Source organism: Paenibacillus oryzisoli (assembly GCF_050467285.1).
Lineage (GTDB): Bacteria > Bacillota > Bacilli > Paenibacillales > NBRC-103111 > Paenibacillus_E > Paenibacillus_E oryzisoli_A.
Genome location: NZ_JBCMUN010000005.1, coordinates 692,378 through 705,543, shown reverse-complemented (window position 1 = coordinate 705,543; position 13,166 = coordinate 692,378). Strand labels below are relative to the sequence as shown.

The 13,166-nt window shown below is 43.3% G+C and carries 9 protein-coding genes and 1 pseudogene; 7 read left to right on the top strand and 3 right to left on the bottom strand.

The genetic code is table 11. The annotated features are described in order from the left end of the window. Positions 1-104 precede the first annotated feature (104 nt). Positions 105-3,167 (top strand): S-layer homology domain-containing protein, encoded by a 3,063-nt coding sequence (locus tag ABE504_RS08840; RefSeq protein ID WP_430087251.1) that lies wholly within the window; start codon positions 105-107, stop codon positions 3,165-3,167. 173 nt (positions 3,168-3,340) lie between these two features. Then, positions 3,341-4,159: a helix-turn-helix domain-containing protein gene (locus ABE504_RS08835; protein ID WP_430087248.1), complete on the top strand. Its 819-nt coding sequence runs from the start codon at positions 3,341-3,343 to the stop codon at positions 4,157-4,159. Positions 4,160-4,223: 64 nt separating this feature from the next. Here the strand turns inward: ABE504_RS08835 and ABE504_RS08830 are convergent, their stop codons facing one another. Next, positions 4,224-4,706 carry a DUF6790 family protein gene (locus ABE504_RS08830; RefSeq protein ID WP_430087246.1) on the bottom strand — a complete coding sequence of 161 codons (483 nt, stop codon included), beginning with the start codon at positions 4,704-4,706 and terminating at the stop codon, positions 4,224-4,226. 393 nt (positions 4,707-5,099) lie between these two features. Between ABE504_RS08830 and ABE504_RS08825 the strand changes: the two genes are divergently transcribed. The 5 genes from ABE504_RS08825 (at position 5,100) to ABE504_RS08805 (ending at position 11,627) form a co-directional block, all read left to right on the top strand. Beyond that, on the top strand, positions 5,100-7,331 hold the full coding sequence (locus ABE504_RS08825; protein ID WP_430087243.1) for an AraC family transcriptional regulator: 2,232 nt from the start codon (positions 5,100-5,102) through the stop codon (positions 7,329-7,331). A gap of 56 nt (positions 7,332-7,387) precedes the next feature. After that, positions 7,388-8,965, top strand: a complete 1,578-nt coding sequence (locus tag ABE504_RS08820) for an extracellular solute-binding protein (protein ID WP_430087240.1) — start codon at positions 7,388-7,390, stop codon at positions 8,963-8,965. A gap of 373 nt (positions 8,966-9,338) precedes the next feature. Beyond that, entirely contained in the window at positions 9,339-9,728 is a 390-nt protein-coding gene (locus ABE504_RS08815; protein WP_430087238.1) for a hypothetical protein, read from the top strand. A gap of 224 nt (positions 9,729-9,952) precedes the next feature. Next, positions 9,953-10,747 carry a Cof-type HAD-IIB family hydrolase gene (locus ABE504_RS08810; RefSeq protein WP_430087235.1) on the top strand — a complete coding sequence of 265 codons (795 nt, stop codon included), beginning with the start codon at positions 9,953-9,955 and terminating at the stop codon, positions 10,745-10,747. A gap of 163 nt (positions 10,748-10,910) precedes the next feature. Then, complete coding sequence (locus tag ABE504_RS08805) at positions 10,911-11,627, top strand: M24 family metallopeptidase (protein WP_430087232.1); 717 nt, start codon at positions 10,911-10,913, stop codon at positions 11,625-11,627. A 117-nt stretch (positions 11,628-11,744) separates the two neighbouring features. Here ABE504_RS08805 and ABE504_RS08800 read toward each other — a convergent pair. Beyond that, positions 11,745-12,065, bottom strand: a pseudogene (locus ABE504_RS08800) (ATP-binding protein); the annotation flags it as partial. Further along, the gene (gene istA / locus ABE504_RS08795) at positions 12,053-13,003 is read right to left on the bottom strand and encodes an IS21 family transposase (RefSeq protein WP_430087438.1); all 951 of its coding nucleotides are present in this window, start codon (positions 13,001-13,003) and stop codon (positions 12,053-12,055) included. The gene istA and the pseudogene ABE504_RS08800, both read right to left, overlap by 13 nt. Between the last annotated feature and the right edge of the window lie 163 nt (positions 13,004-13,166).

Here is a 13,166-nt window from a genome sequence, read left to right as displayed (position 1 = left end):
ACATAACAACTTGATTTTTCTTCCGCTACACTGAAAAGGACAAAGGCGGATAATCTCCTTCAGGATTATCACTGTTGCCATTCATGGGGAGGAAAAAGAATCATATGAAGAGAAGTCTATCGGTCATCAGTTCGGCAGTACTTGCATTTTCCTTGCTGACCTCGGCTGCCTATGCAGTTGAGTCGCAGTCAACGCCGCCGGTAGCGTCTACCGCAGCGGCAGTCGTGAAAACGACGGAGGATTATCAAGATCTCGCACAAGTAGACTCAGAGCTGAAAGCGAAGATCGACGCGCTGCTGGCGCTAGGCATTATGGAGGGGAAAGGCGATACGTTTGACCTCACGGGATCGATGACCCGTGCTGAAGCGGCGAAGGTAGCTGCGAAAATTTTCAAGCTCACGGTAGATGTTCAGGCGCCTTCCAGCTTCAAGGACGTGGATGCCGCAGATGAAGCGATCGCGTGGGCGATTCCTTACATCGAAGCCGCCAAAGCCAAAGGGGTGATCGAGGGCGTAGCCGAGGATGTATTTTCACCGAGCGAGCCTGTCACCCTCGGCCAACTGGCGGCGATTCTGGTGCGCGGCTTCGGCAAAGCCGCCGATGTTCAAACGACGACGCCTTGGTATGACGGATATTTGGCTGTTGCAAAGGCGAACGGCGTCGATTTGGGCGCCTCTGGCGACGCGACGGCGACACGGGCTGAGCTTGTCGCGGGGGCTTATGCAGCGCAGCAAGTGATAGAGAACTTGAGCAAGCCTGCCAAAGCATCGGTAAAAGAAGTGAAGCAGCTCGGCGTCAAGACGGTATCGGTCGTTCTGGACCGAGACGTTGATCCGGCGAAAGCGAAGCTTGCGCTGACGAAGGGGACGACGAGCCTTGGCACTTCGGTCGTCTGGGGCGACGACAAGCAGTCGGCGACGCTGACGCTGACGGATGTCAAGCTTGGCGACGCTGATTACGCAGTGACGCTCGGCGGCTTGGATGCGGTGGACATCGATCAGGCGAAGGGGATGTTCCATGGCCAAGCGGAGAAGGTGACCAAGCTGGAATTCGCAGGAAGCGGAGACACAATCGCCAAATCGCCGAAGGTGCGCGTTGAAGTGAAGCCGACGAATCAGTTCGGCGAAACGGCTACGTTTTCCAGTGCGAACTACACGGTGTATGCGACGACGGCGAATGCGGCGACAGTCGTCAAAGCCGAAGACGGCAAGCTGTATGTGCAGTTAAATACGACAGATGCTGCGCTAATCTCCAACACGAGTCAAATTAGCGTGAATATTTACGACAACAACGACCATGTGTCTGCGACGAAAAACTTTATCGTTGGCTTGCAGCCGCTTCTGACGAAAGTGGAGTTGGGTGAAGCCGCTTACAAAAATGGTAAAACGGCATTATCGTCAGCTGGCGATATGGTGGTCATACCGCTCAAGCAATACGACCAATATGGGGCCATTATCACCAAAGAATCAGACTCCGTAATTCTCCCGACAGTGTCGGTAACACCATATGAGGCCAAGTTGAAGGCAGAGGTTGTCGACGACAACAACGACGGAATTGACGATATCGTAGTCCGGGCAGATGCGAAGCTGGAAACGGCAGGAGACTATACCGTTCAGGTATTCGGAGCCGGTTCTACGGCAACGGCGACCATTGCGACGAAAGCGACCGCAATTGCGAAAAAGGTCGAGCTGGTGCAGCCGAACGATACGTGGGCAGCCGGGGACAGCAACAAATACGTGGAACTAGTCGCGTATGATGCAGACGGCACTAAGCTGTCGAGCGACGATGTCGCTCAAAATGCAAAGGACGGCCGCTTTACGGTTTCCGTCACAGGAAACCTCGTCACTGGGGAATCCGGTGACGTGCCGGCAGTGATGCTGGACAGCAAGAAGCTGATTGTTACGGACGGGCCGAACAAAGGAAAGATTTATATTAAGAAGCTGGAGGGCAAAGGCACGGCGAACGTGTTTGCCGCCATAATCGGAGTCGGGGTCAACAGCACCGCACAGCTGAACGTGCCGATTACGGAAGTGCGCTATCCGGCAGGTCTGCGCATCGCGACGAATCTGGCCGGCAAAGCGGTCAACACGGCGGACAACAATGGCAAGCTGCAAATTTTTGACCAGTATGGCGATACGTTTACAGGTTTTGCGACGACCCAGTCCGGCAACCGTATCGATCTGATCGAAAACGGTCGCTCCGTCACCTACGATGTCTATGCGACGGTTACGCCTTCTGCGGACTATGTCGGAACCTATTCCGGCGACCTGGTGTTGGCTCCCGGTACACAGGAGTTGACGGTCGGACAATTCAGCGACAAGGAATTTAAGTTTACGCCTGGCGGCGCTGCAACGAATGCCACTTTGGCCGCCAGATTCCAGCTGCGTAAGCGGGATTTCACGGGTGGTCTTGTCGGAAACGTTCTCGATGACTCTGTCAGTGCCAAATCGATGAAATTCCAAGTTCTTGATCCGGCGAGAGAAAAATTGAAGTACAGCCTGAACGGAGCCAGAGATTTATTCAGTACGATGGATAACGAATTGACGAAAAATATTCCGGCGGCAACGGTGCCAGACTCGTCCATCCTTGGTATATCATTGTCGCTCTCTGCGAAGGACGAAGCGGCGAACGAAGTGAAAATCCCGAATTCGATTGTTACCGTTGTCTCCGACACTTACAGCACGGCCAATCTTCAGATTTCCGGAGGCAAAGTGTACGTGCTGGGCAATAAAGCAGGACTGGCGAACCTTACGGCGGTTTATTTGAATGCGAAAGGTGAAACCAATTTCATCAAAACGGCTATCACCGTGAAAAGCGATCCAATCGCCGTTCAATCCATCTCCAGCAGCACGAGCAAAACGTTCACCAGAGCTGCAGTCGACGGTGCGTTGGCTTGGGTCGTGATGGGGGATGTGGCGGTGAAAGATCAATACGGCGACGAGTTTAAGAATGCGAATCTTGCGATCTATAAAGATGTCGCGCCGGTGTTATACATGATTAATGATGTGACGGAGGGTGTGCATGCATCGCTCTCCATGAGCGCCGAGGGTGTGAACAATCAGGTGAATGTGACGTACGACAGCGGTGTGACAGGCGGAAGCATTACAATGACAGCTGTAGCCGCTAACGGCATGTCAGCAACGACCAGAGTGATTCTCAGCAACTAGCTGCGGGCTGTGTAAACGTGCAGATTCTCTCCTTGAGGGAGGACTGCACGTTTCTTTTTTTAAAAAAACTAAAATTAAATTAAAATATTATTGAATTTTAAACTAAAATTATATATTGTTATAGTATAAAATGTAAGCGCTATCGGAATTATATAGGAAAGGGAGACTTGCCAATGCTATCTAACGATACCTATGCGAGCGTCGTTCATTCACAGTGGTCGCTTCCGTTTCGCCTTCATTCTGCGGGGTATATGATGAAGCCGCCAAACTTTTCCATCCGGGAGACGGTCTGCAGCGAAATTCACGTATGCCTGCGCGGCCGAGGGGAGTATTGCCTTCTGTCTGGACAACAGTTCTCTTTGCAGTCAGAGCAAATCTTCATTGTGCCCCCGAACACTGCGTATGAATTCCGGTCAGCGAGCGATCCATGCGAGCTTGCGGTGGTTCGTTTCGATTGCCATCTGTCCATGCTGCTGCAGTTCCGCTTGCAGCTGAGCAGACCGATTACGGCGCTCTCTTCGGGCCGGATATGGGCGCTTATCGACCTGCTATGTAAGCAGGATAAGCTCCTAGAGCAGGTATTTATGGCGTCCGAAACAATCTACGCACTCTTATCGGAAATCAAGCTTCAGACGACCCCGGTACCCGTATATTCTCCTACGCCGAAAGTCACGATCCAGAAGGTTATTAACTACATTTATACCCATCATGCCGACAGACTTACACTCGAGAAGATTGCGCGGGTATTCGGATATACGTCGCAGCATTTGAACAAGCTATTTAAACGAGAGTTGGGCGATTCCATTTATCAATATATTTTGAAAGTGCAGTTGGAGCAGGCGGCTCATTTGCTGGAGAGCGAAGAGTTGACGATTGAGTTGGTAGCAGAGAAGGTAGGCATGGAATCAAGATCGTTTTACCGTCTGTTTCAAAAAGTGTATCACATCTCCCCTGGCGAATTCCGGAGGATGGTTCGAGGTGTCGGGCATTAGGCCGACAGCAGAAGAGAGCTTCCGCCCGTTGAAGGTCCGGCAAGCTCTCTATTTCTGGTTATGATCAGCGTGCCGAACTAAGATATACCAACATAATAGCGAACACCCACAAGTCTGAAACTAGAGCAATTGCCTCGTTTGGCCCATCAAGACGTTTAAAAACGTGCATTCCCCCTGCAATCCCCATATACAACCCACCAACAAATGCCGCTGCCTCTCGCCATTCTGGAACAAAAATAGATAAAATTCCGAGCGTTCCCATGCAAATATTGGAGAATCCTAGTTCGCGAATAATAATGTGACTCTCATTAGTTTTCATTCTAAACACTGTCTGTGCGGTAAAACTTGGTGTTAAAACTTGCCTCAAGCCTGCCGTCAAGAGACGCAACCCGATCGCCCAAAATATGAACCATTTACCGGTTAAACGTATCCATGCAACCGATTCATCTTGTGCGATGGCTTCAAAAAAAATAGATATAATCGGAAGAACAAACATCAAAAGAATTACCATCCATAAATAAGTGCGATTTAAAGGTTGGCGTGCCATATGTATTCTCTCCTTTATCTAATCATCTAATAAATGCCATTATAAATAATACCCAAATACATAAAATTAGATAAAATGTCAAGTTTTTGGATATAGTACAAATAGAAGTTGTTGATTCTTCTGTGGTGTCGTCTTTATCTTAATTCACGTGTAGGCGAAAAAAAATCCTAAGTTTCTAATGATAATGATGTCTTTTTAAGGACATTTGTTATTTGAATTAATAGTGGTCAAAATAATACATGAATATCAATTTTTCTACATATGAATGTTCTCTTCCCGAAAATAGAAATGGTTTCACCATGTTGATTTTTATTGTTTCGTGATTTACACTTTCTTTGAAACTAGCAACTGAGTGGGTCGGTTTGTGAGTAGAAACAATAAGGAGGGAATTAATTGAAAAGGTTTACAAATAAACTGTTTTTTAATCGTTCATTGTTTCGAAAGCAATTACTTTCGTATTTTATTACAGTTCTTATTCCAACCCTTATGATTTTAACGATTTATTCCTACACGATCGTTGAGGATTTGACTTCTGAAATTAAGCAAGCTTCGGATAATAGCACTCAAAATGTAACGAAAAGCATAGAAGATCTTACTGAACAAATTGATTATTTCTCCTTGCGACTATCTTTTTTACCTGACCTTAACAGGATGTTGAAAGATCCTACTGGAATAATGGAATATGATAAATATCAGCTTAAAGAGCAAGTCCGTAATCAGATCGTTTCGAGTCAATTATTCTATTCCGTGTACATTTACAGTACATTGAATAAGCGATTTATGACATCAGGAGAAGGTTTTTTTGATGCAGATTCTTTTTATGACAAACCTGTTCTGGAACAAATTCAAACCCGCGGCAATGAGTCTTTCTGGTATCAGGTACGAGATGACTACATTACCTTTTACAAAGCCATCCCCGTAACAGAGACAAAGCCGCTGGGATTCGTGGTCATTAATGTACAGAAAGATATGTTCTTAAGTACAATTAACAATCTAAGCAACGGTAATGAGCAGAATGTTTTTATCGTTGACAACAATGCACATGTAATCACATCCAGCAATGGGGATAACACTTCGGTAATTGATCATCTGATTGCTGAAAAGGCGGGCTCGACATCAAATGAGATGCAAAAGATAAGTCTCAATCAGCAAACATTTTTTGCAAATATTCAACATGTCAAAGGAAATAGCTGGACCGTTGTCAGTTTAATTCCATATGACATCTATATAGAGCGATTGATTGATAAAATGTCGAAAATTTTGATCATGGTGATCGTTGTTTTTGCAATTGGTTTAGTTATTGCCTATACGTTTGCAGTAAAGATGTATAATCCCTGGAAAAAAATGCTCGAAGTATTATTCGGTTCTGAAAACAATAATCAAATATCTAAAGATGAATTTCTTGTTGTGAGTGGGGCTATTAGCTCGATGAAGGATACGATAAAACAAAACGAGCCAATTATGAAAGACCACCTGATATCAGATATTTTACGAAATAATGTTTCAAATATTGAGAATATCTCTGATAGGCTGGAGCAGGTCGGCATTTTATTTACAGAGCCTTACTATTTGGTCATTATCGCTGTGTTTGATGAGATGCGTTCAGAAGATGCAGAAAATCCGCAGCACAAGCTCATTATTTATAGTATGGTTTCGGAGATTCTCAAGAAAAATATGCTTGTTGAAGGGACGATTTTAGATCGCAACAAACTTGGATTTATCGTTAATTTGCCCCATAGCAGCATGGATGAGGCATTAAGACAACAGATTCATCAATGCTATGCAGAAATGAACACGGCTGCTCAGGAGCAGCTAAATATTTCACTACAATTGGTGGTTAGCGGTATTAGTACTACAGAGCAATTGCATACGGCATACGAACAGATTCGGCGAATGTTGAATTACAAGGCTGTTATCAATCGCAATGATGTGGTGATGATACAAGATTATAAAAATGAATTTAAATTTGTATACCCTTCCTCCTTGCAGAAGCAGTTAATTCATGCTGTAACCTCGATGAATAGAGAAAAGGCCAATCAATGTGTAAGCGATTTATTCAATCAGTATATGTATAAAACCAAGTATCCATTGGAAAAGATTCAAGGAATGGTTGTTGTATTATTGAGTTCTGTCTTTAACGAACTTTTAAAGGAAGGGCACGACATCGAAGGTTTATACGAGGATGTAGATATTTTTAAATTGAATGAATGTCAAAATAACGATGAACTCAATCAATTGATGATTACAAATATTAATAAATTAATTGCCTTCCTTGAAGGGCAGCAAGACAAGCAGGTTATGAATCTATATGTCACACAAGCAATTAGAATTATTGAGGAGCACTATGTAACTAACATCTCTATTACGGAAATAGCAGATCGAATTGGAATTAGCAGCGGGCACTTAAGTCGGATATTTAAAATTGAAATGGGCAAACCGATGTTAGAGTATTTAAACGAGTACCGGATTAAGAAAAGTAAAGAGCTTTTGAGTCAACGCAGTGATTCTTTGCAAGAGATTGGCTTGGCTGTTGGATACAACGATGTGCATAGTTTTATCCGGTTCTTTAAAAAATACGAAGGTATGACACCTGGCGATTATCGTAAAACTATCAAGAAAAACTGATATTTTCATGCATGTTTTACTGAGATTTTGAAACTTTCGCTATAAGGGGCGTTCCAGTGAATAAGATAATTCATATCATATCTGTGTTAGGTGTAACTTGTCTGGTTGGCATGATAGCTTCAGGTTGCAATTCAAATGAGAATATGTCTAAAGAATCTTCGGGTGACGAAAATAAGCAAGCTACAGTCTATAACATGTTTTTTAATCTTGGTATTCCCGAGTATCCGGAAAATGGCGGGGAAGGCAAATCGAAAATTATTGAAGAAATGGAGAAGGCTGGCATTAAAAACGTAGATTACAAAGTTAGTTTGCTGTCAGGTGATGAGTATAAAACGAAGTTGAACTTGATGGTATCCGCCAAAGATATGCCAGATTACTTCAGTGTGGATACGAATCTACTAGCCCAGTACGCTAGTCAAGGGCTGATCAGACCTCTTGATGATTTGCTTGCTAAAGCTCCGCATTTGATGAGAATGATTCCGAAAGAACGTTGGGAAGGCGTTAAGTACGATGGAAAAATCTACGCCATTCCGTTTGCCGTAAGGCCGGAATCGTTCAACTCCCCTAACACCGTAGGGCTGACAATACGGCAAGATTGGTTGGATAATCTAGGGTTGAGAACGCCTACTACACTTGATGAACTTCACGATGTCTTGAAAGCATTTACTAAGAATGATCCAGATAAAAATGGTAAAAATGATACGTTTGGATTAGGCGGTTATAAAATGTCCATGTTCAATAGTATTTTTGGAGCCTTTGGGGTCGCAATTGTATCGCCAACGATTGCAGCGACCTCTGGTCCTGTGTACTGGACTGAAAAAAACGGGAAAATCGTAAAAAGTTTTGTAACGCCTGAAGCTAAACAAGCGCTTGCTGTTCTTCAACAATGGTACAAGGAAGGTTTAATTGATCCAGAATTTGCGGTTATGGAACAGAAGTTCGCTGAAGAAAGAATTGGCAATTCAAAGGTAGGCGTGTTTGAAGGCGATGCATTTAGTGTTAGAGGCAGCACTTATTTGGTCTCTCTATTAAAAACGGTGCCAACAGCAAGCTTAAAGATGATTAATCCTCCAAAGGGTCCGAACGGCAAACTGGGGATGCCAGAGGTGAACCCATATGCAGGCGGAGGTTTGCGCGCGATTAGCGCTACAGCTAAAGATCCGGAGAAATTGATCCAATTGCTGGATTGGTCGGTTAGTGATGATGAGAACGGTGGAGTCAATCTGCTTACGTACGGAGAGGAAAATGTTGATTATACCTTAGATAAGGAACAGAATGCAATTATACAAAAGACGAGCTATACCGATTTATACAAAAAAGGTTTTTCTAACCCTGTTCGATTCGTACAAGTGACAGATCGGCGTTGGACAGTGGCCCCAATTCGAGCCGCGCTTGAAGTATCTTCGCATAATTTAATTAAGAATGCGCTATGGAAATCTGTCCCAGCAGAAATTGACTACCCTGATTTGGAAAAGAAATTGTGGACAGAATACTTTATTAAAATTGTAACTGGAACTTGGCCTATTGATAAGTTCGATGAATTTGTTCGGAAGTATTACCAACAAGGTGGACAAATAATTGAACAGCAAGCGAATGAAGAATGGAAGAAAAAGTCGGGTATCATTAAAAACTGATGTTTATGCGAAATTATAAACATCGGAATTGAATTATCAGGAAATCCTCATGTTTATTATAAACTGAGGATTTTATTTTGCTTCCTATTCGATCTATGATGAAAGGACATACATCAGCTTTCCAAGCGGCCGAGGTACTGACACTAGAGGTACGACATCATTTAAACTGAACCAATAATACGAGGATCTTCCTAGCGCATCATCTGGCTTTGTATTCGCTTAAAGGCTTCAGGAAAAGAGACTATCCTCTTTTCATTTAATTACAATACTAATTGGTGGTCATTAATCTTCTGCTGTTGGCCCATTATGACTACGGTCCTAGAGACGAAATAATTAATTAAGAGAGCGGTCGAGTAGGGAGGGGAAATTCATCGTGAACTTGACGCAATACTCAATTGTAGTTATTCCTCCTATGAAGAATATTCTCAGAAATACGGTGAGTTTGCTTAAGCTCTTTATGGATGCTGGCGGTAAAGTAGTGGCTGCTGGAGAATTGCCTACTTTAGTTGATGGTGTGCCTTCTGATGAAGTTTTGGAGTTGGCTTCCCACGATGGTTTTCAATATATCGAGGATCCAGGTGATGTTCCCTTCACTATGGAATCGATATTACTACGGAAAGTTAGTATTAAAAACAAAAATGGTTGTGAAGCGGATTCCTTCTTGTACATGTTGCGTGAACTTGAAGATAGCCGCATCTTATTTGTTGTGAATAAAGATCGCTTTCAAGGACAAGAAGTTGAAATTACACTGATAAGTTTGTAACTTCTCTTGGGCCTGTCAGTCGCTTTACACGAATGAATATTTCGGCGCAAGAGAGCCATTAGGTTAATCTGTTAGAGCCACCTTGTTAATAAAACAGAGCCATGATGTTAATATTCAAAGCCACTAGGGGGACTAAACAACTGGAAGTTTTTTCAATTTTGAGTCTAGCACCCCTTCTGAAATTAGGTTATTATTGGAAGAATAACTTTTGAGGAGAGATGCAGATGTCGGGCATACAGGCAATTGTATTAGACTTGGACGGAACATTACTCGGCAGTGACAAATCTATATCATCTAGTAATTATGAGACTGTTAAAAGATGTTATGATTCTGGAATTCATATTATTGTTGCCACGGCGCGCCCGCCTAGAGCGGCTAATCAATTTTTAAAGAATTTTCCTTTTGTAGACTACTTAGTTTATTACAATGGTGCTCTAACAAAATGCAAGTCTAAGCAAACTCAGCGGCACATTAGTATCCCAATAGAGATCAGCCAACAGATCAAAAATTTCATCGAGTTACATGCACCTCAATCGATAATTAATTACGAGGTCAATGACTCATGCTATACGTGTACACCAATTCCTGACTCGCAACTTAGTCATTTCGGTATCCGTTCAAATGATCCTAAACCCCTGGTTGTTGATAAGAATTTTATTAGTTCACTATCCCCAACCAAAATATTGGTTCATGGTTACAGCACATGGATGGATGTTATCGAGCAATTCGGTGATCATGTGAACGTAATCGCAACTGATGGAGGAGTATTGGTTCAAATTATGCAAAAATCAGCCTCAAAAGAAGAAGCCGTACAATGGGTGCTGGATGATATTGGGGTGAAGTCAGAAAATGCGATGGTATTCGGGGATGACTTTAACGATTTAGGACTATTCCATAAGTGCGGATTTCCGATCGCAATGGAAAACGCGATAATTGAACTGAAAAATTGTGCAAGACACATTACCGAATCAAATGATAACGATGGTGTTGCAGTTGCTCTTGAGAAGTTTGTGGTGTAATCAATTGCTGATAATGATTAAACTAGATCAAAACAGACACCGCGGCAGCTGGCCATGTAATTAAGCTACCTTTTTCAAGAGGGATGTGCAGGTTAACTGAAATCGCAATGGTGTTATAGTATACCTCAGCACATTACACTTTCTAAAATAGGAGTTGGCTGATTTGGAGCATCTTACACAATACAAAGATGTACAATCAATCGCGAAAGCAACAATTAGCGACTTAAAAAAAATAATTAAAGAAGGTATCTCCGAAAAGGAAATCGTCTTTAGAACTGAAGAGGTCATGCGAAACAAGGGGATAGAAAAATTTTGGTATCACGGTATCGGTGCCTTTGTTCATGTCGGAAAGAGAACGATTATTTCGGAGTCAGGCAGGGATTATATTCCCTCAGAAACAGTTGTCGGTCGGAATGATATTGTGACAATAGACCTTAGTCCAGAGTTGAACATCTATTGGGGGGATTACGCCCGAACATTAATCATCATTGATGGAAATGTGATTGATGAAGAAATGGTTGAACAGTTGGACATCGAATTTGCTTTGGAATTTTCGCATGGTATCGACACCGAAAAGAAACATCATAAAGCATTTATTGATTATGTCAAACCTGACATGACTTTTGAGGAAGTTTATTTACACATGAATAAGGTTATTCAACATCTTGGATACATAAATCTCGATTTTTCTGGAAATTTGGGACATACGATTGAATTCGATAAAGACCATAGGAAATATTTTGAACTGGGGAATAAGACTAGACTAAATGAGGTTTCATGCTTTACGTTTGAACCACATATTAAACATAGGGATGGAGAGTACGGGTATAAAAGAGAGGATATTTATTACTTCCATAATGGAGAAATTGTTGTTCTATAATGCTATCGAAAAACGAAGGGTTTTGTTGCGCTAAACTGGGAACGTTTGTTCAGTATTAGAAGGTAAAGGAGAGAGCCAACTCACTAGTACGGGTGGCTCTCTTTAGCGATGGTGCGCTTAAATCAACTGCGCTTTTCGCTTTCTCATCGAATCTTCGCCGTCGATAAGTATGTGATAGGAATTATGAACGATTCGGTCTAAGATAGCGTCTGCCATGGTATGTTCTCCAATTTTATCGTGCCATCCTTCGGGATCAAATTGGGAGATGAAGATCGTTGAAGCATTCTGATGCCGAGCCTCAATAATTTCAAGCAGATCTCGAGACTCCGTTATGGTCAGAGGAACAAGAAGCCATTCATCTATGATGAGAAGACTCACCTTCTTATAGTGGGCAATAACTTTTTTGTATGTCCCTTCTCCTCGGGCTATGGCCAAGTCTTGGCGCATTCGTACGCGGTAATGGGCAGTGGCTGCAGGGTGTGCTTCTCCTCGTCAAGAAATGCACTATGCCTGCTGCCCGGTTTTTTCTGGAAGGGTTTACGATTGAATGCATCCAATTTGTCTGCGATAGCCTCATTCAATTCACCGAGAGAGAAGAATGTATTCTTGTGTAAAGCAGCGAGGATCCAAGTCGATATGATACCAACGGTTCCCTCTACACTTGGCTTATCCTTCGGTTTTCGAACACGGGCTGGAATGACCGCTGTATCGTAATGCTCAGCCATTTCTTGATAAGTTTTGTTAATGACAGGGGAATACCAAGAGGATTGTTCTACACCGGTTTTAAGGTTGTCCGGTACAAGAATTTTGGGGACGCCTCCAAAATGAGTAAAGGCGTTTACATGGGCAGAAATCCAACTCTCTTGATTTTGCGATAGGAAGCCTTCTACGTAAGCATATTGGCTACAAGGAAGTGCGGCGACAAAAATGTATACAGGAAGCATTTCTCCTGTATCTCGGTCCACTAAAGTAGCGGTCTGACCGGCCCAGTCGACTTCCATTTGCTCACCTGGTTTACGCTGAATATGCATCGTAGCCTTTGTCGTGGCGGCATATTTGCGGTAGTAATTGCAATATTGGGTGTACATGAGGGGAATTTCTCTACCTAAGCGGCAGTTCTCACAATACTCGCTCCAGAGCAAGCTAAGAGTAACGCCACTTTTGGCCAATTCCCGATGCATATATTCACAATCCGGAACTTTTCGGGAAGATGTCTGAGCCTTCTCAGGAAACAAGAGATACTGAAGGTCGGCTTCTACCACATCCTCGGGTAGTGGCCATGATAGCTCCTTTTCGTTTGCACGTTGTAACACCTCAGAGACGGTGTTGCGCGAGCATTGAATACTCGAAGCAATACTGCGCTGGCTCAGCCCCATGCTAGTGAGCCGTAAAATTTCTCGATACTTGGTCATTTCGATGACCTCCTGTTGGTATTTGTGCACTGCTCGGCAGACGCACATCTGTTCATTCTACCAACGGGTGGCTCTCTCTAGTAACATAGTGGCTCTAATAGACTAACGTGGTGGCTCTGACTGATTA

Excerpts from the sequence above, each read along its gene's own strand:
- ABE504_RS08840 (WP_430087251.1), top strand. The coding sequence starts at position 105 with ATGAAGAGAAGTCTATCGGTCATCAGTTCGGCAGTACTTGCATTTTCC.
- ABE504_RS08835 (WP_430087248.1), top strand. The coding sequence starts at position 3,341 with ATGCTATCTAACGATACCTATGCGAGCGTCGTTCATTCACAGTGGTCG.
- istA (WP_430087438.1), bottom strand. The coding sequence starts at position 13,003 with ATGGGGCTGAGCCAGCGCAGTATTGCTTCGAGTATTCAATGCTCGCGC.
- ABE504_RS08830 (WP_430087246.1), bottom strand. The coding sequence starts at position 4,706 with ATGGCACGCCAACCTTTAAATCGCACTTATTTATGGATGGTAATTCTT.
- ABE504_RS08810 (WP_430087235.1), top strand. The coding sequence starts at position 9,953 with ATGTCGGGCATACAGGCAATTGTATTAGACTTGGACGGAACATTACTC.